Source organism: Mammaliicoccus sp. P-M59, assembly GCF_022386135.1.
Lineage (GTDB): Bacteria > Bacillota > Bacilli > Staphylococcales > Staphylococcaceae > Mammaliicoccus > Mammaliicoccus sciuri_A.
In genome coordinates this window covers 115,827-141,841 of record NZ_JAJNJJ010000004.1, presented here as the reverse complement: position 1 = coordinate 141,841, position 26,015 = coordinate 115,827, and the positions used below count along the sequence as shown (strand labels likewise).

Genomic DNA, 26,015 nt, shown 5'->3' with positions numbered 1-26,015 from the left:
TAGCATATAAGACACAGACTGAAGGAGAACCTCATATGAAAAAATGTCTCTTAATAATTGCAATGGTACTTATGGTTCTGCCATTTTCAACTTTTGCTGAGGCAAATGCTGCAACTAAAAATCAATTAAATATTAACGAAAATAATGTGCAGACCTATAAAGACGGTACAGTAACAATCGAAGGTATTAAAATTGGTGATAAGATTTCTAAAATTAAATCAAAGTATCCTAATTTAATGTTCTCATATTCTGATGATAGTAATGATAGAGAAAATTATTACGAATTTGATACTAAAAATGGACATATGATTATTACTGCCAAAGTTAAAGGTAATAAAGAAACAGTTAAACGCGTTACAATGATTTATGACAAATTAACAAATGTGAAATTAGATTCGCTTGTCTCAATTCTTGGTGACAATACAACTAAACGTGTACAAAATAATAAGTACACGGGCGGTTATGCTTACGTGAATAATGGACAAGCACACTTCCAGCTTTCAAAAGCAACACCTGATAGTAAACAATTTAAAGTATATCGTGTTGATATAGGTAAATACTAAATCAATAACGAATTTAATCCCCTGTTATGTTATATACATATTGCATAATAGGGGATTAATTTATACAATATTATAATGAAGGTGGTGTATTTATTTGCGTCCGAACAATAATGTATTGCTGGAAAATGTAAATGACTATTTACAGCATGTCGGTGTATTACCTAAACAAATTGATAAAGTACAACATTCATTAAAGAAGGATATGAAAAAGTCAGATGAGAAAGATATAGACTATGCAGAATATCGACACAAATCTCACGCTGAAATACTTCAAATCATAGAGAGAAATATTGTGGTTGTAAATTATAATCCAATCATTTTTTATACACTACACTTCTTATTATTAGCATATTTATTTGATAAAAAGCTCATTCCGTTTAATGCCGTAACGGGATTGTATATATTTTATTTTGTAATTATATTGTCTATTTCACTCGTTATATATTTAATTATAAAAAAACATAGTTATCTCTATCCTAATCAGAAATTGATGATGACCAATATTTTCTTATTTAGTATAGGCATTGTTCTATGTATGCTTAAAATATTTAATGTTACGTTAGGAATGTATGTATTACCGTTACAAGTATTTCAAGCCATATTTGGCATAGGGATTCTTCTCGTTATACTCGCAATATTTATGAAAAAGCTCGAAGTTGGTGCAATGGGATTAGCAGTTATTCAAAAAACAATCGCATCCATAACGATGAATGAAACAGTAATTATGATTGTTACATTTGCAAGTTGGTCTATTATCCTCGTGATTATCCTTTATTTTGTAATGATGTATTCTACAAGAAAATATGTATAACATAAATGCAGAAAATGATGTATTGGCTACAATCATTTTTTGCATTTATTTTTATGGCATTAACTTAATATTATAAGTGTGAAAAATTGTTAAATGGGTATATTATTACTGTAAAGTAGGGAGGTACTCATTATGGGAGAATTATTAACAAGGGATGGGACTCATATAGTGTATGAAAAACACGGTAAAGGGAAACCATTAATTATGTTACATGCATTAAATATGAATTTAGCGACATTTAATTCAACAGTACAGCTTCTGAAAGATCAATTTACAATATATACAATGGATTCTAGGGGACATGGTAAATCAGATAAACAACAAGAAATTTCCATCCAAAATCATATAGATGATATTGTAGATTTAATGGATGCTGAAGACATAGAATCAGCTTATATATTAGGACATGATATGGGTGGCGTCATTGCACAAGAATTTACAAACCAACATCCAGATAAAGTAGAAAAGTTAGTACTCGTATCTTCAATTTCCAATCAAGGTAAACAACCACTTATTAAATTAATAGCTAAACATAGAGATAAAGTCGCAGGATTTAGTAAAGAAGAAGCAATGTTAATATTGTTCAATGAAATATTTCATGATGTTAAATCGACTTTTAAATGGTATCAAGAAGTGAAAAAATATTATCGAATGACACCAGAAGAAGATGCAATTTCTGTTAGATCTATAAATGGTATAAATATCAAAATAGATCATATAGATATACCAACACTTATCGTGAAAGGTAAACATGATCCTTTTGATATTGATAATGATTCGGAAAATATTAAGAACGCTCAAACAGAAATATTTGAACATTCAGGGCACGCACCATTTATTGAAGAAAGTGAAAAATTCAAACAAGTCGTATCATCTTTTTTAAACCAACCAGTAAGAGATAAACAAGTCATATAATAAAGCGAGCTAGGGCATTTGATGATGTCTTAGCTTTTTATTGGTAAGGTGAGGAAGGTGTGTGGTTTGTGAAAGATGTGAGTTAAAGAGGTAATAAACTCACGAGATCATGAAAGATGTGAGTTAAAGGAGCAGTAAACTCACGAGATCGTGAAAGATGTGAGTTAAAGACGTAATAAACTCACGAGATCATGAAAGATGTGAGTTAAAGTCGTAATAAACTCACGAGATCGTGAAAGATGTGAGTTAAAGTCGTAATAAACTCACAAGATCGTTAAAGATGTGAGTTAAAGAGGCAGTAAACTCACGAGATCATGAAAGATGTGAGTTAAAGAGGCAATAAACTCACGAGATAGTAAAAGATGTGAGTTAAAGAAGTAGTAAACTCACGAGATCGTGAAAGATGTGAGTTAAAGAGGCATTAAACTCACGAGATCGTGAAAGATGTGAGTTAAAGAAGTAGTAAACTCACAAGATCATGAAAGATGCGAGTTAAAAGCGTAATAAACTCACGAGATAGTAAAAGATGTGAGTTAAAGAAGCAGTAAACTCACATCTTTTCCAAGAATACCTAGTTTACCAATCGCCCCAGATCACCCACACCCCACAAAAAAGCGGAGACATCATAGAATGTCTCCGCTTCGTCATATTATTCGTTAATTTCAGTTTTAGCGATTTCGTTATCGATTTTTTCAAGCACTTCAGAAATTGATTTACGTTGTTTTTTATTAACTAGAATTAAAACTGTACGCTCGTCATATTCATTTCTTCTTTTTGTAAAGTAGTCTTGTTGTGATAAGTTTTTAACTGCTTTTACAATTTGTGGTTGTTTGTAGTTTAACTTGCTAATGATTTTTTTAAGATGATATTCTTCATCGTCTGTTTCATTAATGTAAGTTAATACAGCGAATTCTTCAAAGCTAAGTGAAAAATCCTTTTTAATGATTGATTTTAATTTGTCCACATATGTTACAAGTGCTAATAAATCGGAACAATTTTCTATTTTAGAAATTGCCATTTTGAATCCCCCTAGAAGTGAGTATTTTGCTTCTGTAATTGAAATAATACAGTTTGGTGGTAAAGCCTCGCATTATCAACATGGAAGCGTTTTAAATTTTTAATTCATAAATACAGTTTATCAATTATTTACTTATTTTAGCCTAAAAATAACTGTATGTAAACTAATAAGAGTAGGATTTAATTAAATAATAATATAAATAATATAACTGTCACAAACGAAAGGTAGGTATAATATAATCTCAAAAAATTAAAGTGCATGGTTATTATTAATTCTATCAATAAAATAAATTGAAAATTACGAAATATGCCGATATTAAATGAGAATATTATAAAATTAACCATATAAAGAAGTCGTATTTAACATACGACTTCTTAAAAATTATTTATTGATTGAAGTATATTGAATGATTACTTCTTCGATAATATCTGATTCTAATTCTGCATATTTACTTAAGAATTCCGCAACGCTATGTTCCTTGATGTAGTCGTTTTTCTCTACTGTTTCTTTATCGTTTTCATCTTGATATTCTAATAAATAGCAAAGTGCTTTAACGAGTTCAGAATGTTTTTTATTCGTTTTAGATAAAGCTACTAGCGGTTTAACGATACGATCGTTTGGTCCAACTTTACGTAATACGCCACGACCAACTCTTGTTACATCATCAGATAAATATGGGTTTTGGAAACGACCAATTATTTTATCAACATAGTAAGATTGATCTTCTTTTGTAAACTCATCGAAGTTAGAAACAAGATATTCACTTGTTTCTTTTAATACTTCACGTAAACCTGCATTAATTTCTTCATCTTGAATCGCTTCAAGAATTGTGTTGTAACCTTTGTATTGACCAAAGTAAGCTAAATAAGCATGACCTGTATTAACTGTTAATAATTTTCTTTCGATATAAGGTGTTAAATCATCAACATAGTGTACATCTTGTAATTGTGTACCTTGCCATTTTGAAGCTTCTACAACCCATTCAAAGAAAGGTTCAACTAATACGTCTAATGATCCTTCTTTTTGACCTTGAGGTACGATACGGTCAACTGCTGAGTTAGGGAAGCTAATGTCATCAGATAAAGGACCTGTAATATCTAAAATGGCTTTTTTCAATTGATCTGTTGCCATAATAGCATTTTCACAAGCGACGATATTTAATGGTTTACCAGCTTCACGTTCTTTTAAGAATGATGCAAATGATTTAGCGATAATAGGTAAGATGTTTACACCTACAGCTGTCGTAATGACGTCTGCTTCTAAAATCGCTTCTTTCAATTTGTCTGTTTCAGTAATGCTATTGATACCTTTAACGCCTGAAACAGGTTCTTTAGTATTTTCTTCATTTGCGATAACAACTTGATAAGCTTTTTCTTCATTAATTTGATTAATAATTGTTTCGTTAACATCGACGAATGTCACTTCATAGCCATTATCATTTAATACTTTACCTATGAAGCCACGTCCGATGTTACCAGCACCAAAGTGAATGGCTTTCATTAAAGTTCAACCTCCTCAAAGATTGCAAGAATTTCATCTTTAGATTGTGCATTGATAACACGTTCAACATTTTCTTCTTCACTAAATACAATAGCAATTTGTGAAAGAATATCTAAATGCTCGCCATCTTTACCAGCGATACCAACAACTACTTTAGCTTCATTGCCGTCCCAATCTACGCCATCTGGAATGTGAAGTAATACTAGACCTGATTTTAATACTTCAGTTTTAGCTTCATCTGTACCATGTGGGATAGCTAAGAAGTTACCCATATATGTTGTAACGATTTGTTCACGTTCTTTCATTGCAGTAATATATTTGTCAGTTACAGCACCTTCTTCAACTAATGCTTGGCCAGCTTTTTCGATAGCTTCCTCTTGAGAATTTACTGAAAGATTCATAAAAATGTTTTCTGGATTAAATAATTTTGTCATGTTAATTCACTCCGTTTTCGTTAGTTTTTGTTTTAATTTATTTAAGAAAAATGATTTGAGTGTGTTCTCTATCTTTACTCTATCATTTAACAACTGATCAATATCATCCAAATGTTCTGTAATTAAGGATGACACTTCGCTCATAAGTTGTCCTTGTTCCGAATTTCTCGGAATAAACATACATACAAGCCAATTTACTTCTTGTTGTTCATTTTCAATCGTTTTTAGCATTAATGGTTTTGTTAATTCCGTAATAATCAATTGTGGCTTTTTGATTGATTCATCAGAAAGATGGGGAATAGCAACTGGATAACCGGTTAATGCAAAGCCTTGTAAATTCATCCGGCTGTTAAGCTTTTCACTGAACGTATGTGTATTGTCAATCACACGATGCTTCGACAATGTTTGAATGAGATATCGTTCTAACTGTGTTACTTTTTTCTTTTCAACGATCATATTTTGAATTAGTGCCAAACTTTCTTCTATAAAAGTTACAGTGCGATCATAATCTTCATATGATAGAGGTTGTTCTTGATTCTGCGTATTTTGAGGATCATGGACAACAGATTGCTGTAATTTCAAAAAGTATTTCACATTTTCAGCGTCTTGCTTTGGTAATAAAGGATTCACTGTAATGTGCGGATACTTTGTGTCTACAGCTACAGTTGAAATCATGCCATCATACTTTGAAAAATCAATCGACTTTAAACTACTGACAGAAACTTCGGTAGTTTGCGTGATTTCAGAAAAATGCTGTTTCAAACGATTGGATAGAATACGGCTTGTACCAATTCCACTGCTACATACAACGAGAACATGTAATGAACGTCTTTGTTTGGCTTGTAACATGCCACCAAAGTGAAGTGCGATATAAGCAACTTCGCTTTTTGGAAAATGATAATTCATGAATACAATCTTTAAACCTGATGAAACAGCTTCAAATAACTCTTGATCATAGGTTTCTATCATTTCGGTAAGCGGATTGTAGGTTTCAATGTTTGCCTCAAGTCTATTAATCGCAGGTTCTAAATGTAAATTTAATCCTTTGAATAGGGCATCTTCATCTTTAAATGAAAATCCTTGATCTTTTACAAATTCTATAAGTTCGGTTACGCGCTGCTTATGAATGTCATTGTTTTCATAAGTTGTTTCGTGGCGACGTCTTGCGCCTCTTAAATGCATTGTAATAAAAGCAATTTCAGAATGATTAAATGTTACATCATATATATCGCTTAATACATTGGTAAGTCTCTCTGATACTTTAAATTCATCAGTCGAAATCAATTCATTTAAAATATCATCCTCAATTTCTACATGTCCATCTTGCTTAATACGTTCAATTGCTAAAACGATATGAATCGTTAATGTGAGGTAACTTGCTTCAGTTAATGTATAAGGTAATGTACCGAGTTCATCCATTAACAAGCGTTCAACATTAAACAATCTATCTATATCAACAATACCTCGAAGATGTGTTTCGTTTAACGTATGATATACGAAATGATCTTCTACTACAGAGTACACGCTGTCACCATCTAATTTTTCTAACATGATTCTAGCAAGTAACTGCCTTTTGTTGACTTCTTCACCATTCAGAATCAAACCTTCGCCACGTCTTCGTTCTAATGAAAGTTCAAATGTGTGTAATTCAGGTTCCAATTGTTCAATGATTTTGTTAAGTGTATGTGTAGATGAACCAATTTCATTCGCAAGACTATATAATTTTACTGGATCTTTAGATTGAATAAGGTTGTATAGAATAATAACTTTTCTTTCTTCATCAGATAAATCAATAGTATTTTGTTCAGTCAATGATTGTACAAAATTGTCAATGTCTTCTGGTTCTCCTTCAATACGTAATCCTAATTTAGGAACTCTTGTCAGAGATAAGTGATATTTATTCAGTGTATCTTCAACGCTTTTCATCTCTCTATGAACAGTTCGAGAAGAAATACCAAGTGCTTGTGCAATATCATGAATTGTTAAAAAAGAGTGAAGACGCTCAGATAGTAATTTGAGAATACTCTTTTCCCGGTTACTGATCATCATCGTTCTTCACTCCTTTGTGTAAAATTATTTTTTCAGTTCGTTAATTAATTCTTCATATCTTGGTGAATTTAAGAAATTATCTACTGAAATATGAATGGCTTTAGGATTTTTCTTAATTGCTCTATCTGTTAATGTTTTTTGCGTAATGACAACATCAGCATCATCTGGTAATTGGTTAATAGCTGTGTTTGTAACTTCAATATCAGTTAACTCAGCTTTTTTGAATTTATTTCTTAACATACCAGCACCCATAGCACTTGAGCCCATACCAGCATCACAAGCAAAGATAACTTTTTTAACATTAGAGAAATCATGTGCATCAATATTTTCTGTGTCATATTGATCTAATAGTTCTTCAGATTCATCTTTTTCTTCTGTTTCTTCAGAAGCTTCACCTTTTTCTTGTTCTTTAGAACCAGTTAAAGCACCGCTAACAGAAGATTTTTTACCTTTACGAGCTTCCATATCAGCAGTAGCTGATTCAATGTCGCCTTCAGGATCTTTAGTGAATTTTAAAATGATAGATGCAACTACAAATGAAACTAATGTTGCTAAGAAGATACCAAGTAACATAATTAAGTAACTTCCTTTAGGTGTAATAGCGATATAAGCTAAGATTGAACCTGGAGATGCTGGTCCAGTAGTACCGAAGTCAAACATACTAAATGTTGCAACACCAGTCATACCACCTAAAATAACGGCAACTAGTAATAAAGGACGCATTAAAACATATGGGAAGTAAATTTCATGAATACCACCTAAGAAGTGGATGATACCAGCACCATATGAAGTTGCTTTTGCAGTACCTTTACCGAATACCATATAAGCTAATAGAATACCAAAACCTGGTCCAGGATTTGATTCTAAAGTATAAAGAATAGATTTACCAGCATGAGCTACTTGTTCAGATGCAAGAGGTGTTAAGACACCGTGGTTAATTGCATTGTTCAAGAATACTGTTTTAGCTGGTTCAATAATAATACTTACTAATGGTAATAAGTGATGAGAAACTAAGAAGTCAACACCCATACCTAAGACTTTCATAAGTCCTTCAACTAATGGCGCTAATCCTTTGAAACCAACAATCGCCATGATGAAAGCTAGAATACCAGCTGAGAAGTTATTGAATAACATTTCAAAGCCTTGAGGTGTTCTAGGAACTAAGAATTGGTCAACTTTTTTCATTAACCAACCAAGTAATGGACCCATAATCATTGCACCGATTAACATCGGCGTATCTGGGAATGCCGCGATAACACCCATAGTAGCTGTCGCACCAACGACACCACCACGTAAACCGTGAACTAAACGACCACCACTAAATGCAATAAGTAATGGAATTAAATATTTAATCATTGGATCAACCATTGAAGAAAGTTCTTCGTTAGGTAGCCAACCATCTTTGATAAACAGTGCTGTAATTAGCCCCCAAGCAATAAAAGCACCAATGTTTGGCATAATCATACTACTTAAAAATGAACCAAAAGCTTGAACCTTAGGACCAATGCCTTTTTTCTTTTCAGCTTGTTCTGCCATATTGAACACACCTTCCCTTATATAAAAAGTATTTTGTAACTTAATCATACGAAGATGTATGTACATATACAATGATTAGTAAATGCAACTTTGTCACATCCATTTTGACATGCGTGTCATAAACATTTATTTTGGGGGATTCAAATAGCTTATACACACTTGTAATGTAATTATACACTTTTAGAGAGACGCTTCATACTGTTAAGGAATATAAAATAGGAAATAAAAGTGAAATAGAAGAAGAGTGAGGAAAAAGAGGAGGTTTCTGGACCGATGCGTGGGAATTATCGGTCCAAAAACGGGAAATATGGACCGATAAAAATAATTACCGGTCCAGAAAAGATAAATATGGACCGATAAAAATAATTACCGGTCCAGAAAAGATAAATATGGACCGATAAAATAAATTACCGGTCCAGAAACGGGAAATATGGACCGATAAAATAAATTACCGGTCCAGAAAAGATAAATATGGACCGATAAAAAAATTTACCGGTCCAGAAGTGAGAAATATGGACCGATAAAAATAATTATCGACCCGAAAATGGGATTTGCAGGCCGATAAAATAAAAATATAGACCCGAAAACCTTGTTTTCGGGTCGCTCAATCTTTAAGATTCAATCAATTTTTCGTTATGTAAGTTAATATAATATACTTCGTTATCTGTCCATTCATCAAATTCATAAATAAAGTTCTTTCTTAATACTTCAAATTCAAATCCTAATTTTTTAATGAGTTTTTTAGAAGGTTCGTTATCTACATTAATATGTGCTTCTATTCGATGTAGTTTTAATGTTTTATAACATTGGCTGATGACTTCTTTCATAGCTTCAAATGCATAACCTTGATTCCAAAATTGATTGTGTATGAAATAGCCGCATTCTCCCCATTGGAAGTCTGATCTGCTTAATACTTTAATATCCAGCATGCCTACATGTTTGCCATTTTCTAAAAATATTCCAAATATAAAAGTATCGTCTTGTTTAATGAGCGCTTGTTGTTTATCAACGAGTTCTTTAAACCAAGTTTCGTCGCATTCTTCCATATTGATTTTCCCTTTGTCGTGTTTATATTGCGAAGGATATCGATTTTCAAAACCTTCAATCCAACCTTTGTGGTCATCATAGTTTAAAGGTCGAATCGTCAACCTGTTCGTACGAAAAGTTAATTCTTTATCTGTATACATTAAAAATCCCCTTTGTAAAAATATGTGTAATTTATTACATTATATCATTACAAAAGGGCTGTATAAAATATTGAATTAATAAGCTTTCTCTATATCATCTAATTGTTTAATTGTTGAACTAATGCCACCAGAACCGAAGAACCATGTGTTGGAATCGAATTTCAGTATATCTTTATTTTTGATTGCACTGACATTTTTAATGACTGGATTTTCAAGTTCTTGTGTTAATCCTTTAGAATCATCATCTGTTCTATTTATATAGAAGATTTTGTCTGGATTCTTTTCAGCGATATATTCATATGACACTAACTGTCCGCTTGAGTTCGCTGGCATATCTGGATCAATATGTTTAATACCTAAATCACCACTTAAAAAGCCACCATATCTACCAGTTTTACCGTATGTCTTAATGCCTTTTTGGTCAATATTCGCAAACATAACGGTATCATCATTCACTTTACTTATTACAGATTTAACTTTTTGATCAAGTTTCTTTATGAGTGATTCAGTTTCACTTTCTTTATCGAATATTTTTCCAATATTTTGTGCATTTTCCTTAATAGATTCTATGTAACGATCATCATCAGGACTCACGTAAAGTACTTTTGCGTTAGGTGCGGCCTTTTTAAATTCTTTTAAGTTTTTAGTGTAAGCTTGCCTAAATGATATTAAAATTAAATCCGGATCTTCTTCAGCGATTTTTTCAAAATTCGGTCTGCCGGGATTCCCTAAATTGGTATATTTATCATCTTTAAACTCTGATAAATAACTTGGTAAGAAATCACCATTTGGACCTTTAGGAATAGCCGTTATATGATTTTGTAATTTCAAATCTTTCATAATATCTAGAGCGCCATAATCCATGACAATAACTTTTTTAGGATTCTTAGGTATTGTTACAGTTTCAGTTTTTTTCTTGCCTCTATTATGATCTTTATTCTTTTCTTTATATTCAAAAGTCTTCTTAATTGTGACAGTATCTTTATGACTGACTTCATCTTTACTATTACTACACGCAGATAATAATAAAAGTACACAAACGATGACGGTAATATACTTTTTCATAATTGCCTCCCATTTTCTAATTGATAACATTTCTCAATTATACAAAATTATTTGAGAATAACAAGTGCTAATCTTAAAAATTGGAAATGTTTTAGAGGTTGCATATTTACTTATTCCACACATAGGATAATTTGTATATAATTAAAGTAAGTCATGATATGGTGGTATGCAATATGAAGAAAAACTATATATTTATTATTTTATTTACCTTTTTTAGCATTATTGGCAGTAAATTATTTACCTTTGCGCTTTCATTTCATGTTTTAAAGATAACAGGAAGTGTACAAGCCTTTTCTAATATTATGATTATATATTCGCTCATATTTATATTGGGCAGTACTGCTATCGGATATTATATAGATAAGATTAATAAAAAAGCATTTATCATATTTATGCAGTGCATTTCGATTTTATCAATTATAAGTATTTACTTAATACCAAATAGTTTAAACCAACTTCTATACATATACATAATTGTAATCATTTTGACAGTTACAGATATGGCTGTATCACTCACTTTTAACAGTGGTTTATTAAGTTTAGTTAGTGAACGTTTTATAGATCAAACAGTTTCATATAGAAATGTCATTCAGAATGTATTACAAATTGGTGCTCCAATTTTAGGTGGAATAGTATACGCTTATTTCGATATTAAGACTTTTATGATTATTATGTTTGTAACTGAGCTCATTTCATTAATAATAGTGCTTAATATTGCGTTTAATAAAGTTCTAGAAAATAAAGTCTATGAAGAAGTTAAGGATACATTCTTTAACAGTTATAAAGTTGTATTTAAATTTTTGAAATCAAATAAAGATATATTTTTAATACTATTATCAGGATCTATCATTAACTTTATGTTTGGTTTCGTTACGGTAGGTATTCCAGGAAGTTTTGTCACTATATTTAATATGAATTCTAAACAGTTAGGAATCATTGAAACAGGATTTCCGTTAGCAGGTATATTGTTTGGTTTGATTTATCCTAAATTGAAGAATAAAGGAACACTTGTAGCAAATGTGCAAGTTGCCATGATTACTTTAGCTGTAGGAATACTCATATTATGTATTCCGTTTATATCAGATTTATATAATTTATCGATACTTGTAATATATTTTATAAGTATATTTATTATCGGAAGCGGCGTTGTACTGAGTAATGTACCGATAAACATTTATGTACAAAAAAATGTGCCAGAACATATAAAAGGTAAATATTTAGCGTTGTCGCAAACAATGTCACAAGTAATGATGCCTTTTGGAATTTTAGTTGCAGGTATACTTTTTGACATTAATTCAGTATTCTATATTATTTCGTTCAGCATTACAGCAGTATTATGCTTTATCTTGGCATATCTTTACACATTTATTAAAAAACATGACGGTGTAATTTGAGACATTATTGATAAAGCAAAAGAAGTATATATTAACCCCCAACTCGAAAATATCGGGTTGGGGTTTTTAAATTTATTAAAATGATTACTATTAAACAAAAGTAATAAAAACAAATAAATGTTTTATTTAATATTCCTTGTAATTGGAATTTAAAAGTGTAGGGTGAAGGTGTATCATCTTATGATACATAATCTATATAAAGGGAGAGTAATCGAATGAACAAATTTTCAAAAGTTTTTGTTTCAACCGGTTTAGCAGTAGCGACAGTATTTACGGTAGGCGCGGCGGGTAACGGTCATTCCGTTGATGCGGCGAGCAACAGTAATATGGATAGCCAAGCTTCTCAACCTTATACTTCTTATTACAATGGATATGTGAGTTATGACCCTGGATTTTTCATAACGGATACATTCAAAAAAGGATTTGAGTCAGGTAATTTCACGTTAAATGGATATGAAACACCTGCACATGAGGATTATGCTAAAGAACATCAAGATGAAGCTAAAAATATAAATTTATATGATCAAAATTTAAATGTATATAGTAACTACGGTTTAGATGCTAATGCACAACCGACAAATGCAAATCAATTTAATTTATCAATAGATGATGTAGTTGATTCATACGGTACAGATTTCAGTAAATCAGGCAGTCCAAGAAGTGTTGAAGGTCAATATTCTTGGAGTTTAAATGGTTATAAAATTGCCTTCACTTCTGATGAAACAGGTACTGTAACGAGAATTGATTTCTATACGATAGTTGAATAGTGTTATAGATTGTTAAATTGTTCTATACGATATTGAAGTTCATCAAAGGCTATTATACGGGCTTGTCGGTGAACTTCTTTTTGTTTGTAATAAAGTAATACGACAGGTGAAGTGAATAAATTTAATTGTCCGACTGCTTCTGGCATTTGGTTAGCAACAATTTCGTATGCTGGAATGTCATATTCCTCAACCATTTTTTGTACGATTGGATAATCCGCTTTACATACCGAACAATTCTCGCTAGATACATAGATTAATGTGAATGTATGTGCATCAATCTGTTTATTTAATTCATCAAAAGTTGTGATGATTTTCATGAAATTTAGCTCCTATCATTTAATTATAATGGCAAATATTATACCATTATATGAGAAAAGGAGGAAAAAATATGTTTGGTAATAAAGATAATGATTCAAAAGATAATAATCGATTTTTTGTTAAATCGGTAGATAATGTTAAAGGATTAGGTCGCATTTCGATTCTTGTTGATCGTGAAACAGGCGTAAATTATATTAATGCTTGGGTAGGTACAGGCAGTGGTTTAACACCATTGTTAGATGAGAATGGAAAACCTGTAATAGATAAAGTTTAATAAAATATACATCAAAGACAAGGAGTATTTAAATGTCTAGAAGATTTCTAAAAATGATGATAACAGTCGTGACGATGATGTTTATCATTAATGTATCATCAGAAGAAGTAGAAGCGGCCCAAGAAGAAGGTACGATGGGTCATGGTTATAAGAAATACATAGAAAATGAAAATCAAAATACTTTTAGAAACAAACAAGAAATAGAGGAATCTTCGACAGTAGCTAAAGATGATTCGATACTTGATTTATCAGAATGGCAAGGAGAATTAACGTCAGCTCAAGTTAAAAAGCTTAAAGCTAATTATGATTTTATTATTATAAGAGCACAGTATGGTTCAGACTATAAAGATGCAACATTTGATACAAATTCAAAATTACTTTCTGCCAATAATATGAAGTATGGTGTATATACATATAGTATGTATGAAAATGCAAGTGAAGCAAGAACAGAAGCGAAATCGCTATATAATAGAGCACCTAATGCAAGTTTCTATATCAATGATTATGAGGAAGAATCAGTTGCTTCAGGAGATACGAATGCAAGTACACTCGCTTGGTTGAATGAAATGAGGAAGTATTCAGGTGATAAGAAAGTATTATTATACTCTTATGAAGACTTTATGGTTAATCATACAGCGAATGCTGTTGGCTCTTATGATGGTTATTGGTTAGCCTCATATCAAGAAACACAACCTGAAAGAGAACATGTATTATGGCAATACACAGATAGTTACTATTCATCAGAACTTAATCAAAATGTCGATGCCAATGTACTAGGACCAAATGTGCAAACAAGCTGGTTTATAAATTGATGAGCATAAAAAACTTAGAACAGTTCCTAAAATTATTTTGGGAACTGTTCTTTTTCCATTAATGGAACGGGACCATTATTGACGATGGTTGTGAAATGTTTGATTAAATGAGATTTATCGATTCTATTTTCGTCTTGTATCCAATGTTTAATAAATGAAATACCTGCACCTGATACATAGCTTGTGAAATATAGTAAAGGAATATCACCAATAGTGTTGTTGATATTTTTATATGAACTTAAATGATCAAATATCAATTGGTAAAGCTTTTCTTGTAACATGGAAACTTGCCCAATGTTAAACATCGTTTTATAAAACTCTAAATGATGATCAATATGTTCAATTAAATACGCCATAATATTATGGACTACATCTTTAGGAGAATCAGAGACAGCATTTTTATTTTGCTCAGTAATAAATGTTTGAATATCGTTTATCTTTTCGTTCTCCATTTTTTCTAATAAATCATATTTATCTACATAATGAAAATAGAAAGTACCTCTATTAATATCAGCAAGATCAGCTATTTGTTGGACTGTAATGTCATAAAATGAATGCTTTTGTAGTAAATTTAGAAAAATATCTTTAATAGCACTTTGAGTTTTTCGGTTCCTTCTATCTTGTGTCATTCACGACATCTCCTCTTATCAAGACTTGTATATTTAGTATAAAGAATTATCTTAAATAAATCATAAAATGCCATTTCAAGCATAAATAATGAACAATTTTAATCAGTTTGTTCATTTTCGAACACCTTTAGTTGTCGTGATTATTGTGTAATATGTGTATGAGGATTAAGCTTTGCATGTATTCAAAGTAACACTATATAAAGAAAGGGTTTGAAATATATGACTAAACAAATGCTAGGTAATCCAAAATTAACAGTAACACCAATTGAAGATATTAAAGAAGGCATCAATCATATTGTTGTTGATAGTATTCAATATGGTAATCAAGAAATGATCATGGAAAAAGATGTAGCAGTACCAATGTCAGACGGTGCAGTATTATATGTAAACGTCATTCGCCCTAATAAACCTGGGAAATTCCCTGTTGTCATGTCAGCTGACACATATGGTAAAGATAACAAACCAAAAATTACAAATATGGGCTCATTATGGCCAACACTTGGTGCAATTCCTACATCAAGTATTACACCAGAAGAATCACCAGATCCAGGTTTCTGGGTACCAAACGATTATGTTGTCGTAAAAGTTGCTTTAAGAGGTAGTGCGAAATCTAAAGGTGCATTATATCCTTGGGGTCTTTCAGAAGCGAAAGATTATGCAGAAGTTATCGAATGGGCTGGACAACAAGAATGGAGTAACGGCAATGTCGGTACAAATGGTGTTTCATATTTAGCTGTAACACAATGGTGGGTAGCTTCATTAAATCCATCACACTTAAAAGCGATGATACCTTGGGAAGGTTTAAATGATATGTACAGAGAAATTGCTTTCCATGGTGGTATACCAGATACTGGTTTCTATAGATTCTGGTATGAAGGTATTGTTGCAAGATGGCCAGAAACAGAAATTGAAGATTTGAAAAAAGAACAAAAACTTCATACGGTGTTTGACGAATATTGGAAAGGTAAACAAGCAGATTTATCAGCAATTAAAGTACCAATGTTTGTATGTGCAAGTTGGTCAACTCAAGGATTGCATAATCGCGGTACTTTTGAAGGATTTAAACAAGCATCATCAGAAGATAAATGGCTCAAAATACATGGCCGTAAAGAATGGGAATCTTATTATGCACGTGAATCTCTTGAACAACAAAAAGAATTTTTCGATTATTATTTAAAAGGTATTGAAAATGATTGGAAAGATACACCTAAAGTAAGTTATGAAGTAAGAGATAAATTTTATAGAGGTAATACTAAAACAGCAACAAACTTCCCATTACCTAACACTAAAGAAACTGCTTTATATTTAGACGGATCAGACATGACTTTAAAAGATTTGAAACCAGAAGCATCAACTAAAGTTTCTTATAATAGTGAATCAGAAGGCAAAGACGAAGTAAAATTTAATAAAGTATTTAATGAAGATACTGAATTAACTGGTAATATGAAATTGAAATTATGGGTATCTGCAGAAGAAGCGGATGATATGGATTTATTTGTAGGCATTAAAAAAATCAATAAACAAGGCGAAGAAGTAAATTTCCCAGACTTCAACCATATTGAACATGGTCAAGTCGCATCAGGTTGGTTACGTGTATCACACAGAGAATTAGATACTGAAAAATCAACACCATTACAACCATGGCATAAACACGAAACTGAGCTTAAATTAGCTAAAGATGAAATCGTGCCAGTAGAAATTGAAATCTTACCTTCAAGTACATTATTTAAAAAAGGTGAACAACTTGAAGTAGTCGTAAAAGCAAGTGAAGTCGTTAAAGGTAATAGTACACCAGGTCTCAAAACACGTTATGAACACGAAGAAACAGTTAATAAAGGTGTTCACAATATTTATGCTGGTGGAAAATATGATTCTCATATACTCATTCCTGTTATAAATGGTTAATAGATAAAAATCGAAAAAGAGCTTTTTCTGACAGACAATAATGAAAAATATCTCGAATTTTAGAGTGAAAATTATTGTATAATTTAACATGAATTAGTATAATCTCATTAATAAGTAATCGGCGTTGTGGCGCAGATATAAAAATTAATACTGCACAGAAATATTAAATGAGACTGAGACATTACATTGTGTCCCAGTCTTTTTTATATGGAAAAATCAATGTAAACGTGAGCCTCTATGTTGCTTGTTTGATGAGTCTTGCAACATACGAAGCGTCTATGTTGCTTGTTTGATCAGTCTTGCAACATACGGAGGTTCTAAGTTGCTTGCTTGATGAGTCTTGCAACATACGAAGCGTCTATTTATCTTGTTTGGTCAGTCTTGATAAATACGAGGTCCTCCAACATTGCTTGTCACGCTCCACTAGCAATATTCAGCCCTCCAACATTGCTTGTCACGCTCCACTAGCAATATTCAGCCCTCCAATATTGCTAGTCACACCTCACTTGCAATATTCAGCCCTCCAATATTGCTAGTCACACCTCACTTGCAATATTCAGCCTTTATTTCTAAAAATATGAAAAAGCGTCTAGAACATTTCTGTCCCAGACGCTTGTATGTCTTAAAATCTATATAAATAGATACTTTAAAGCTAGGATTTTATATCCCAGCGTTATTTTTTATGTTCTTCTATAAATGCTTTTGTCTTACCGGTGATGAGTGGTCCGCCTGTGTATATGTCTCTAGTTGATGGGTTTTTGACTTTTTCTGTTGGACGAATGCCGTGTGCATGTATACTGATGACATGGTTGTCTTGATTAAATACTGGAGATCCTGAAAATCCTATTGTTCGATGCATGTGTCCGATATATTCGATATAGTCTTGAGTTGGTTTAAGATAGAATCCTTTTGATTGATACATATATTGACCGTCATATGGTTCTTCATTTGGATAACCTGCCATAAATAATGCTGAATTAGGTTTCAAATGTTGAATTTCACGTTCGGATGCTATAGTTAAAGGTTTAATTTTAGGTGTTAATGATTTTTCAGTAATGAGTACTGCGACATCTCTTTCGTTTGATTTATAAAATTGCTTAATCTTGAATTTCATCGGTGTATATTGATTAGATTTAGCTGGAAAGAAATAAAATTGTTTCTTTTCCTTATTTCCATCATCATCACTTGCGACATGTGACGCAGTGATAACTGTATGATCATCGACGACAAACCCTGTTGCGCCATTTCCTGACTTACCTGTTTCATCAGATGTGACTTTACCAACTGCTTGATTGATAGTTTTATCGTTTGAATGAAATGGTTTGATTTTAAGATGTTCATTTGGAATTTGTGAACCTAATTTAAAAGCTTCTTGATAATCATGATGTGTTGCTTTAGTAAATGTATCTTTATAGGTTGCAGGGACATCAGGCTGTATAAATAAATAATTGAACATGGAAATTATTAGTATTAAATATAATTTAAGGTATAACAGCATCTAATCACAATCTTTCTCAAAATTGAATCATCTCTATGTTATACCCTGATATTGCTATTATAAAAATCCAACGACAATAAATGTTAATACTGATAACACGATTGACGTTATAAGCATTGCTATCATTGGTTTGAATGCTTTTGTTTTTAAGTCACTGAAAGATACATTTAGACCGATACCGACCATTGCCATAATTAAGATGAGTGTTGTAAATGTACTGATTACATTTAATATGGCTTCAGGAATAGGAATGAACGTATTCACAGCGCTCATGATTAAAAATCCAATTAAAAAGTACGGAAAGTCTATTTTTTGTGACACTTTATGTGATCTCTTTCTATTAACGATGATTAAGAAAATAATACTTAATGGTATTAATAGAAATACTCTACCTAACTTAGTTAACAAACCAATACCTAGTGATGACTGACCACCGGCATCTGCTGCTAAAATAACGTGTGCAATTTCATGTAAGCTTGAACCTGACCAAATACCATAAAATTCAGCATTCATTGGAAAAATAGCGAATAATAACGTGTAAGTTAAAGAGAATATTGTACCCATTATGGCCACTAAACCTACACTAATCCCAACATCACTGTCTTTAGATTTAAGGATAGGTGATATCGCGGCAATTGCAGCTGCACCACAAACACCAGTTCCAACACCTAATAACAAGACTAAATTGTTATCTCCTTTAATGATTTTATTTAAAAACAAAATAAACAATATCGCAAAAGCGACGACACCAACATCTAGTAATAATAATGTGCTACCTTGATGAATAATCGTCCATAAATTTAACTTAAGTCCGTATAGAATAATCGCAAATCTTAATAATTTTTTTGATGAAAATGCAATCCCCGATTCGATTTGCGTTGGATATCCTCTGAAATGTCTATATAAAATAGCTGTAATAATCGCAATTGCGAGTGCCCCGACTTTATTAAATACCGGTAAATACGATAAAAGTATACTGACAATAGCAACTAAAAACGTAAAGCCAATACCGAGTAAAAAACGTTTATTAAATCTCTCCCCCATAATGTTCACCTCAACGTAAGTTTAAGCGCAAGATGAATATTTGTGAAATGCTATTTTTAAATATATAATATAACAAAAATGATATGAGGTGGTTGCAGTGGAAGATAAATTACAAATCTTAAAAGTTATTGTAGAAGAAGAGGGCTTTACGAATGCTGCCGAAAAGTTATATAAATCACAGCCATCAATAAGTAGAGATATCAAAACACTTGAAGAGAAATATCAAATTAAGATTTTTGAAAATACAAGAAAGCATATTATTTTGACAGAAGAGGGAAGAGAGTTATATAACTATGCATGCCAATTAGCAATATTAGATGAGCAATTGCAGACGAAAATTAATCAGCATAAAGAAGATGTGAAAGGGAAGTTTGTCATAGGAACGAGTCACACATTTGGTCAATCGATGTTATTAGATTTAACAATCTATCTACAAACAAAATATCCGAAACTCAATATTCATATTTATGTCTATAACTCAGCTGATATATTAAGTAAGTTGAAAGATTACTCACTAGACCTAGGCATTATCGAAAAGCCAGTACTGGACGACAAAATCAATAGTGAAGTCCTAACAAGAGATAAATTATTACTCGTGAAAAATAAACAAACAAACCAAAATTTAAATCAATTAAGATGTTACGTTAGAGAAACAGGATCAGGAATAAGATATTATCAAGATATGCTATTACAGCAATTGAATTTAACATCCCGTAAAGTCGTCATTAACGATAACCAATTAATTTTAGAACTCGTTAAACAAAATATGGGCTTTACGATATTATCTAATTTCTCTATAAAATCATTTGATGAAGATTATATCGTTACAAACGACCTAGATTTAAATCGGAATTTCTTTATAGTGTCTAACAAATCAAGATACAAGACAAATAAATATAATACGATCGTAAATGAAATTAAGAACTATGAGTTTAGATAAATACAAAAAATCCCCTCACTAATATTAAAAGTGAGGGGGTTATATGTAACAACATTTATTTATTATTTTCAATTTCTTTGGCCAATACTGTATCTGCAGGATTTTCACTTTTATTAAGTTCCTCAACAATATTCTTTTTATCAATGTCACTACGATTCTGGCTTAGTTTATAAGCAGCATCAATTTCTTCAATTTCCATTTTAAAACCTACAATACCTTTAACTTGTTTTTTCGTTTGATCTGATAAATTGTTCCAAGTAGCACCATTTTGTCGATGACTTTCATATTTATTTAAAAGGATCGTCAAATCATCTACTAACTCTGACTCACTTAACAAATGCCCTTTACCATACGCATGTATACTTTGGTAATCCCAAGTTGGAACATCTTCTTTTTCATACCATGTAGAAGAAATGTAAGCATGAGGACCTTGGAATATGATAAGGATATGTTCGTTTGATTCGATTGTTTGCCATTGTTTATTAGCCTTTGCAAAATGTCCAGATACATATAAGGTATTATCTTTTTCTTCAATATTAACAGGTAAATGTGTAGCAAGTGGTTTTAATTCGTCATAAGTAATGATGGTTACAAAATTATTATGCATCATAAAATCTTTGATTTTTTCATAATCACTCATCTGATAATATTTTGGTACATACATGTAAACGCCCCCTTATAAATCATTCATCATAATGCACGAAGACTGAGAGATATCGTGCGCTAGGGTATAAAAACAGGGTGTAACGCACGAAGACTGAGAGATATCGTGCGCCACCCCCGCTCTAAAATTACTAAATTTCTTAATGATACCCAAGTAATCTCGAAATTTTGTTGGCACATGTTTTTAATTCATCTACAAAGAACTCTTTCTTATCTAATTCTGTTGTAGGGAATGAAAGGCTGATAGCGCCTTGGACTTCGTTTCGATAGTTTACGAAGTAAGTACTTACGCAATATATGCCTTTTTCGTTTTCTTCATTATCTACTGAATAACCTTGTTCTCGGATGACTGCTATTTCATCAATGAATTGATCATAGTCTGTGATTGTATTTTCGGTTAGTTTAACTATATTCGATTGATTCCATATTTCTTGGATTCTTTCATTGTCATACGTCGAAAGGATAGATTTACCTACTGCTGTGCAATACATAGGTGCTCGTTTCCCAATTTTTGATGCCATCGATCGATTGTTATTACTTGGTATAAATTTATCTATATATACCACTTCGTTATTGTCTTCCACTACTAAATGACATGTTTCCCCAACTGTTGTCATCAGCTGACTTATCATACTTTTAGCTACATTTAAAAAATCAATGTTTTGTACACGTTTATTCCCAAGTTGGAACATTTTAAAAGTTATTTCATATTGATTGGTCAATGCGTTTTGTTGAACGTAGCCATTGCTAATCAATGAATTAACAAGTCTATGTACAGTTGCTTTAGATAATTGAGTTTCATCTACTAAGTCTTTTAATGATATTTGTTCTTTTTCAGATATGATTTCTAAAATGCTTAATGCACGGTCAATGGATTGAACGTTAGAAGCCATAATCATCACCTCTTTGATAAAAATATAGCATAAATTAATCTATGAATTAAGTAACATAGATGAAAATAAATAATTGACAACGTTTTCACAAACGTTATAATAATACTAAATATTACTATACAATACATTGTATCATAATGTGGAACGGAGGGCTATTTTGAAAAAGTATAAAATTTTAAATCAGTTACATGAAAATTACCTCGTTGCTGTTGTTAGAGGGAATGACGAGGATGAAACAAAGAAAATTGTGGATGAAATCATTAAAGGTGGATTTAAAAATATAGAAATTACGTTTACTGTACCGAATGCTGAAGAAGTGATTAATCAAGTACATAAACAATATGGTGATGATATCGTTCTAGGTGCAGGAACAGTGTTAGATGCTGCTACAGCACAAATTGCGATTAATAAAGGAGCTCAATATATTGTAAGTCCACATTTAGACACCAATATATCTAAATTATGTAATGTATATTCTATTCCATACTTACCAGGTTGTAGTAGTGCAACAGAAATTATAGAAGCGTTACGCAATGGCTCTGATTTAATTAAACTGTTCCCAGGAGGACAATTAGGTGCCGGATTTATTAAAGATATTAAAGGTCCAGTACCTAATGTTGAATTGATGCCTTCTGGAGGCGTGAATTTAGATAACGTATCAGATTGGATTGAAAAAGGTTCATTCGCTGTAGGTATTGGTGGCGACTTAACGAAAGAATTTACAGGAAATAATTTTGAAGTTATTTCAGAAAAAGCTCAAAAGTATGTAGAAGCTGTTAGAAATCGATGAAAGTGAGTGGTAGAAATGAGGCTTTTCACAATAGGTGATTCCATGATAGCCATGAATCCTAGTAATAAAGGACCTTTGAAATTTAATCATACATTCCATAGAACAATTGGAGGCGCGGAATTAAATGTAGCAATTGGTGCGAGTAGATTAGGGTTAGAAACAACTTTTTATTCAAAAGTGGGTAAAGATGAATTTGGTCAACACATTATCAATAATTTACGTGGAGAAGGTATTGATACAGAGCATATCGAACAAGTACCAGGTAAAAACACGTCCGTTTATTTTAAACAAATCAATGCAGATGGAAGCGGTGCTTCATTTTATTATCGAGACAATGCACCCATTAAAGACTTAACAGAAGAAGATGTCGCACATATTAACTTTGATGATATTGATTATTTCCACGTCAGTGGTGTGTTTGTCGCATTATTACATCATAAAATTGAACTGATACAATCAATGATGAAAAAAGCACAAAAAGCAAATACAACTGTAACTTTAGATCCAAATATAAGACTAAAAACTTGGTCTAAAGAAACAGCAAGTGAAAGTCTAGGCGCATTATTACCTTATACAGATATTCTGTTAACAAGTGATGAAGAACTAGAAATTCTTAAAATAGCGACACCATTTGAAAATATTGAAGATTTATTAAAAGAACAAGACTTACAAGAAATCATTGTCAAAGGTGGACATTTACCTACACAATTTGTAAGCAATGAAGAACAATTTGAAACAGAAGTCTTTCCAGTAAGTCCAATCGATACAGTAGGCGCTGGAGATGGCTTTTCAAGCGGATACTTGTTCGCTTTAAGTAAAGGATATACAGCAAAAGAGCGTGTAAGATTCGCAAATGCAGTAGGCGGAATGGTTACAGAAGTAATAGGCGATAACGAAGGATTGCCATATTTAGAACAAGTAGAAAGTTTCTTGAGTGGTAAAGGTATAATAGAAAGATAATCGGCAATTAGGAGATGGATAAAATGGAAATGACATTTCGTTGGTACGGAAGAAACAATGACACAATTACATTAGAAGATATTAAACAAATACCTAATACAACTGGGATTGTATGGGCACTTCATGAAAAGCCAGTTGGTGCTGTTTGGGAAAAAGATGAAATTAAAGAAGAAGTTGAATATATTGAATCACATGGATTTAATGCAAAAGTTGTTGAAAGTGTGAATGTTCATGAATCTATTAAATTAGGTAATAGTGAACGTGATGAATTAATTGAAAACTACAAACAAACTATTGAGAATTTAGCTGAATATGGTGTGGAAGTTATTTGTTATAACTTCATGCCAATATTTGATTGGACTAGAACAGATATGTTCCATCCATTAGAAGATGGTTCTACAGCACTATACTTTGATTATGAAAAAGTTAAAAATTTAGATCCGAAAGAATTAATAGAAACTGTTTCAAGTGCGAGTAAAAATCTAACAATGCCAGGTTGGGAACCAGAAAAATTAGATCAAATTTCAGAACTATTTGAAGCATATAAAGATATAGATGAAGAAAAATTATGGGAAAACTTTGCATACTTTATAAACGCAATCATTCCAACTGCAGAACGTTGCGGTATTAAAATGGCAATTCACCCAGATGATCCACCATATTCTATTTTCAATTTACCAAGAATTATAACTGGTGCAGATAGCTACGAAAGAATGTTTGAGATTAATAATAGTCCAAATAATGCGATTACGTTATGTACGGGCTCTATGGGTGCTTCTAAAGATAATGATATGGCAGAAATTGCTTTGAAATACCATGAGCATGCACCATTTATGCATATTAGAAATGTTCGCATCTCCGAAAATGGCAGTTTTGTAGAAACTTCTCATTTTACAGAAGACGGTAATATTGATATTGCACAAATTATGAAACATTTATCAGATGCAGATTATAAAGGATACATTCGTCCAGATCACGGTAGACATTTATGGAATGAAGAATGTCGCCCAGGATACGGATTATATGATAGAGCATTAGGCATTATGTACTTAAATGGATTATGGGATGCATATCAACTTGAAAAGGAGTCTGGTAAAAATGTTTAGTAAACATGAAAGTTTAAAAGATAAAGTCGTTGTAATTACAGGTGGAAGCGGAGTGCTTTGTAGAACAATTGCGAAAGAATTAGGCAAACAAGGCATGCAAATCGCCATTTTAAATCGTACTTATGATAAAGGTGTAGAAGTTGTTAAAGAAATAGAAGCTGAAGGTGGTATTGCTCGTAACTATTCAGTTGATGTTACGAATGAAGAATCGCTAACGAAAGCTAAAGATGAAATTTTAGAAGCATTTGGAAAAATTGACTATTTAATTAATGGTGCAGGTGGTAATAACCCTGACGCTATTACAGATTCAGAGTCATACAATGCTGAAGATAAAAAGAACTTTTTTGATTTAGAACAAAGTGGATTTGAACATGTATTTAATAATAATTTTATTGGCTCATTTGTCGCTGCTAAAGTATTCGGCAAAGAATTACTGAAGTCAGAACATGCAAGCATTATTAATTTCTCTTCCATGAGTGGTTATGCACCATTGACTAAAGTGCCAGCATATAGTGCTGCAAAAGCTGCTATTAATAACTTTACGCAGTGGTTGGCTGTTTATTTTGCAGAGGAAGATATTAGAGTTAATGCGATTGCACCAGGATTTTTCTTAACAGAACAAAATAGAGACTTATTATTAAATGAAGACGGAAGTCTGACGGCACGTTCAGAAAAAATATTAAGTCAAACACCTCTTGGAGAATTTGGGAAACCAGAAGCACTTATCGGTACGATTTTATGGTTATTAGATAAAGATTATTCATCATTTGTAAATGGCATTACTGTACCAGTCGATGGCGGATTTATGGCGTATTCAGGCGTTTAATAGAACTTTAATTTCAAACTCATTTTAGCAATTTTGCTAAAGTGAGTTTTTTTGTGCGCAATTTTATTTGGTATGCAGACTTTTTACAGATGTAGAAGTGTAAAAGAGGTTAATTCAT

Annotated in this window: 26 protein-coding genes; 13 read left to right on the top strand and 13 right to left on the bottom strand. The window is 31.9% G+C overall.

Annotated elements, in window-relative coordinates; genetic code table 11:
• Positions 1 to 35: 35 nt before the first annotated feature.
• From LQ617_RS08245 to LQ617_RS08235, 3 genes are all read left to right on the top strand, one after another.
• Positions 36 to 563: an SA0570 family protein gene (locus LQ617_RS08245; RefSeq protein ID WP_037590564.1), complete on the top strand. Its 528-nt coding sequence runs from the start codon at positions 36 to 38 to the stop codon at positions 561 to 563.
• 94 nt (positions 564 to 657) lie between these two features.
• Positions 658 to 1,374: a hypothetical protein gene (locus tag LQ617_RS08240; RefSeq protein WP_025904922.1), complete on the top strand. Its 717-nt coding sequence runs from the start codon at positions 658 to 660 to the stop codon at positions 1,372 to 1,374.
• Positions 1,375 to 1,506: 132 nt separating this feature from the next.
• Entirely contained in the window at positions 1,507 to 2,289 is a 783-nt protein-coding gene (locus LQ617_RS08235) for an alpha/beta fold hydrolase (RefSeq protein WP_058590846.1), read from the top strand.
• A 649-nt stretch (positions 2,290 to 2,938) separates the two neighbouring features.
• Here the strand turns inward: LQ617_RS08235 and sarA are convergent.
• The 7 genes from sarA to LQ617_RS08200 form a co-directional block, all read right to left on the bottom strand.
• Complete coding sequence (gene sarA / locus LQ617_RS08230; protein WP_025905497.1) at positions 2,939 to 3,307, bottom strand: global transcriptional regulator SarA; 369 nt, start codon at positions 3,305 to 3,307, stop codon at positions 2,939 to 2,941.
• A 381-nt stretch (positions 3,308 to 3,688) separates the two neighbouring features.
• Complete coding sequence (locus LQ617_RS08225; RefSeq protein WP_204255196.1) at positions 3,689 to 4,807, bottom strand: mannitol-1-phosphate 5-dehydrogenase; 1,119 nt, start codon at positions 4,805 to 4,807, stop codon at positions 3,689 to 3,691.
• Positions 4,807 to 5,241, bottom strand: a complete 435-nt coding sequence (locus tag LQ617_RS08220; protein WP_025905499.1) for a PTS mannitol transporter subunit IIA — start codon at positions 5,239 to 5,241, stop codon at positions 4,807 to 4,809. Before LQ617_RS08220 ends, LQ617_RS08225 begins: the two co-directional genes overlap by 1 nt.
• A 6-nt stretch (positions 5,242 to 5,247) precedes the next feature.
• Complete coding sequence (locus tag LQ617_RS08215) at positions 5,248 to 7,290, bottom strand: BglG family transcription antiterminator (RefSeq protein ID WP_025905500.1); 2,043 nt, start codon at positions 7,288 to 7,290, stop codon at positions 5,248 to 5,250.
• Between the two features lie 24 nt (positions 7,291 to 7,314).
• Positions 7,315 to 8,826 (bottom strand): PTS mannitol transporter subunit IIBC, encoded by a 1,512-nt coding sequence (locus tag LQ617_RS08210; protein ID WP_037590058.1) that lies wholly within the window; start codon positions 8,824 to 8,826, stop codon positions 7,315 to 7,317.
• 611 nt (positions 8,827 to 9,437) lie between these two features.
• Positions 9,438 to 10,013 carry a GNAT family N-acetyltransferase gene (locus tag LQ617_RS08205; RefSeq protein ID WP_239740162.1) on the bottom strand — a complete coding sequence of 192 codons (576 nt, stop codon included), beginning with the start codon at positions 10,011 to 10,013 and terminating at the stop codon, positions 9,438 to 9,440.
• 75 nt (positions 10,014 to 10,088) lie between these two features.
• A complete protein-coding gene (locus LQ617_RS08200; protein WP_239740161.1) occupies positions 10,089 to 11,078 on the bottom strand; it encodes a siderophore ABC transporter substrate-binding protein in 990 nt (329 codons plus the stop codon).
• A 158-nt stretch (positions 11,079 to 11,236) separates the two neighbouring features.
• Here LQ617_RS08200 and LQ617_RS08195 point away from each other — a divergent pair, with 158 nt between their 5' ends.
• Positions 11,237 to 12,472, top strand: a complete 1,236-nt coding sequence (locus LQ617_RS08195; protein ID WP_345773049.1) for an MFS transporter — start codon at positions 11,237 to 11,239, stop codon at positions 12,470 to 12,472.
• Between the two features lie 215 nt (positions 12,473 to 12,687).
• Complete coding sequence (gene isaB / locus LQ617_RS08190; protein WP_049319496.1) at positions 12,688 to 13,239, top strand: immunodominant staphylococcal antigen IsaB family protein; 552 nt, start codon at positions 12,688 to 12,690, stop codon at positions 13,237 to 13,239.
• Between the two features lie 2 nt (positions 13,240 to 13,241).
• On the opposite strand, the gene LQ617_RS08185 is transcribed toward isaB, so the two are convergent.
• On the bottom strand, positions 13,242 to 13,556 hold the full coding sequence (locus LQ617_RS08185) for a thioredoxin family protein (protein WP_239740159.1): 315 nt from the start codon (positions 13,554 to 13,556) through the stop codon (positions 13,242 to 13,244).
• Positions 13,557 to 13,627: 71 nt separating this feature from the next.
• On the opposite strand from LQ617_RS08185, the gene LQ617_RS08180 reads away from it, so the two are divergent.
• Both LQ617_RS08180 and LQ617_RS08175 read left to right on the top strand, forming a co-directional pair.
• Entirely contained in the window at positions 13,628 to 13,831 is a 204-nt protein-coding gene (locus LQ617_RS08180; RefSeq protein ID WP_048541500.1) for a DUF6440 family protein, read from the top strand.
• A gap of 32 nt (positions 13,832 to 13,863) precedes the next feature.
• On the top strand, positions 13,864 to 14,643 hold the full coding sequence (locus LQ617_RS08175; protein WP_481816975.1) for a GH25 family lysozyme: 780 nt from the start codon (positions 13,864 to 13,866) through the stop codon (positions 14,641 to 14,643).
• Positions 14,644 to 14,675: 32 nt separating this feature from the next.
• On the opposite strand, the gene LQ617_RS08170 is transcribed toward LQ617_RS08175, so the two are convergent.
• Positions 14,676 to 15,272, bottom strand: coding sequence for a TetR/AcrR family transcriptional regulator (locus LQ617_RS08170; protein ID WP_239740158.1), 597 nt, complete (start codon positions 15,270 to 15,272; stop codon positions 14,676 to 14,678).
• Positions 15,273 to 15,491: 219 nt separating this feature from the next.
• Between LQ617_RS08170 and LQ617_RS08165 the strand changes: the two genes are divergently transcribed.
• Positions 15,492 to 17,177, top strand: coding sequence for a CocE/NonD family hydrolase (locus tag LQ617_RS08165; RefSeq protein ID WP_239740157.1), 1,686 nt, complete (start codon positions 15,492 to 15,494; stop codon positions 17,175 to 17,177).
• 673 nt (positions 17,178 to 17,850) lie between these two features.
• On the opposite strand, the gene LQ617_RS08160 is transcribed toward LQ617_RS08165, so the two are convergent.
• Complete coding sequence (locus LQ617_RS08160) at positions 17,851 to 18,633, bottom strand: trypsin-like serine peptidase (protein ID WP_239740156.1); 783 nt, start codon at positions 18,631 to 18,633, stop codon at positions 17,851 to 17,853.
• Between the two features lie 99 nt (positions 18,634 to 18,732).
• On the bottom strand, positions 18,733 to 19,719 hold the full coding sequence (locus tag LQ617_RS08155; protein ID WP_239740155.1) for a YeiH family protein: 987 nt from the start codon (positions 19,717 to 19,719) through the stop codon (positions 18,733 to 18,735).
• A 97-nt stretch (positions 19,720 to 19,816) separates the two neighbouring features.
• On the opposite strand from LQ617_RS08155, the gene LQ617_RS08150 reads away from it, so the two are divergent.
• On the top strand, positions 19,817 to 20,659 hold the full coding sequence (locus LQ617_RS08150; RefSeq protein ID WP_037590071.1) for a LysR family transcriptional regulator: 843 nt from the start codon (positions 19,817 to 19,819) through the stop codon (positions 20,657 to 20,659).
• Between the two features lie 55 nt (positions 20,660 to 20,714).
• Here the strand turns inward: LQ617_RS08150 and LQ617_RS08145 are convergent, their stop codons facing one another.
• Complete coding sequence (locus LQ617_RS08145; RefSeq protein ID WP_239740154.1) at positions 20,715 to 21,323, bottom strand: FMN-binding negative transcriptional regulator; 609 nt, start codon at positions 21,321 to 21,323, stop codon at positions 20,715 to 20,717.
• Positions 21,324 to 21,462: 139 nt separating this feature from the next.
• A complete protein-coding gene (locus tag LQ617_RS08140; protein WP_025904769.1) occupies positions 21,463 to 22,215 on the bottom strand; it encodes an IclR family transcriptional regulator in 753 nt (250 codons plus the stop codon).
• A gap of 157 nt (positions 22,216 to 22,372) precedes the next feature.
• On the opposite strand from LQ617_RS08140, the gene LQ617_RS08135 reads away from it, so the two are divergent.
• The 4 genes from LQ617_RS08135 to LQ617_RS08120 are packed head-to-tail and all read left to right on the top strand — an operon-like array spanning position 22,373 to position 25,897.
• On the top strand, positions 22,373 to 23,005 hold the full coding sequence (locus LQ617_RS08135; protein WP_239740153.1) for a bifunctional 2-keto-4-hydroxyglutarate aldolase/2-keto-3-deoxy-6-phosphogluconate aldolase: 633 nt from the start codon (positions 22,373 to 22,375) through the stop codon (positions 23,003 to 23,005).
• 15 nt (positions 23,006 to 23,020) lie between these two features.
• Positions 23,021 to 23,965, top strand: a complete 945-nt coding sequence (locus LQ617_RS08130) for a sugar kinase (RefSeq protein WP_239740186.1) — start codon at positions 23,021 to 23,023, stop codon at positions 23,963 to 23,965.
• A gap of 23 nt (positions 23,966 to 23,988) precedes the next feature.
• Complete coding sequence (uxuA, locus tag LQ617_RS08125; RefSeq protein WP_107565798.1) at positions 23,989 to 25,071, top strand: mannonate dehydratase; 1,083 nt, start codon at positions 23,989 to 23,991, stop codon at positions 25,069 to 25,071.
• A complete protein-coding gene (locus LQ617_RS08120) occupies positions 25,064 to 25,897 on the top strand; it encodes an SDR family oxidoreductase (protein WP_037590076.1) in 834 nt (277 codons plus the stop codon). The genes uxuA and LQ617_RS08120 overlap by 8 nt, the downstream gene beginning before the upstream one ends.
• The last annotated feature ends 118 nt before the right edge of the window (positions 25,898 to 26,015 follow it).

Coding starts and splice junctions, on each gene's coding strand:
- LQ617_RS08245 (WP_037590564.1), top strand. CDS start 36: ATGAAAAAATGTCTCTTAATAATTGCAATGGTACTTATGGTTCTGCCA.
- LQ617_RS08235 (WP_058590846.1), top strand. CDS start 1,507: ATGGGAGAATTATTAACAAGGGATGGGACTCATATAGTGTATGAAAAA.
- sarA (WP_025905497.1), bottom strand. CDS start 3,307: ATGGCAATTTCTAAAATAGAAAATTGTTCCGATTTATTAGCACTTGTA.
- LQ617_RS08225 (WP_204255196.1), bottom strand. CDS start 4,807: ATGAAAGCCATTCACTTTGGTGCTGGTAACATCGGACGTGGCTTCATA.
- LQ617_RS08220 (WP_025905499.1), bottom strand. CDS start 5,241: ATGACAAAATTATTTAATCCAGAAAACATTTTTATGAATCTTTCAGTA.
- LQ617_RS08215 (WP_025905500.1), bottom strand. CDS start 7,290: ATGATGATCAGTAACCGGGAAAAGAGTATTCTCAAATTACTATCTGAG.
- LQ617_RS08210 (WP_037590058.1), bottom strand. CDS start 8,826: ATGGCAGAACAAGCTGAAAAGAAAAAAGGCATTGGTCCTAAGGTTCAA.
- LQ617_RS08205 (WP_239740162.1), bottom strand. CDS start 10,013: ATGTATACAGATAAAGAATTAACTTTTCGTACGAACAGGTTGACGATT.
- LQ617_RS08200 (WP_239740161.1), bottom strand. CDS start 11,078: ATGAAAAAGTATATTACCGTCATCGTTTGTGTACTTTTATTATTATCT.
- LQ617_RS08195 (WP_345773049.1), top strand. CDS start 11,237: ATGGTGGTATGCAATATGAAGAAAAACTATATATTTATTATTTTATTT.
- isaB (WP_049319496.1), top strand. CDS start 12,688: ATGAACAAATTTTCAAAAGTTTTTGTTTCAACCGGTTTAGCAGTAGCG.
- LQ617_RS08185 (WP_239740159.1), bottom strand. CDS start 13,556: ATGAAAATCATCACAACTTTTGATGAATTAAATAAACAGATTGATGCA.
- LQ617_RS08180 (WP_048541500.1), top strand. CDS start 13,628: ATGTTTGGTAATAAAGATAATGATTCAAAAGATAATAATCGATTTTTT.
- LQ617_RS08175 (WP_481816975.1), top strand. CDS start 13,864: ATGTCTAGAAGATTTCTAAAAATGATGATAACAGTCGTGACGATGATG.
- LQ617_RS08170 (WP_239740158.1), bottom strand. CDS start 15,272: ATGACACAAGATAGAAGGAACCGAAAAACTCAAAGTGCTATTAAAGAT.
- LQ617_RS08165 (WP_239740157.1), top strand. CDS start 15,492: ATGACTAAACAAATGCTAGGTAATCCAAAATTAACAGTAACACCAATT.
- LQ617_RS08160 (WP_239740156.1), bottom strand. CDS start 18,633: ATGTTCAATTATTTATTTATACAGCCTGATGTCCCTGCAACCTATAAA.
- LQ617_RS08155 (WP_239740155.1), bottom strand. CDS start 19,719: ATGGGGGAGAGATTTAATAAACGTTTTTTACTCGGTATTGGCTTTACG.
- LQ617_RS08145 (WP_239740154.1), bottom strand. CDS start 21,323: ATGTATGTACCAAAATATTATCAGATGAGTGATTATGAAAAAATCAAA.
- LQ617_RS08140 (WP_025904769.1), bottom strand. CDS start 22,215: ATGGCTTCTAACGTTCAATCCATTGACCGTGCATTAAGCATTTTAGAA.
- LQ617_RS08130 (WP_239740186.1), top strand. CDS start 23,021: ATGAGGCTTTTCACAATAGGTGATTCCATGATAGCCATGAATCCTAGT.
- uxuA (WP_107565798.1), top strand. CDS start 23,989: ATGGAAATGACATTTCGTTGGTACGGAAGAAACAATGACACAATTACA.
- LQ617_RS08120 (WP_037590076.1), top strand. CDS start 25,064: ATGTTTAGTAAACATGAAAGTTTAAAAGATAAAGTCGTTGTAATTACA.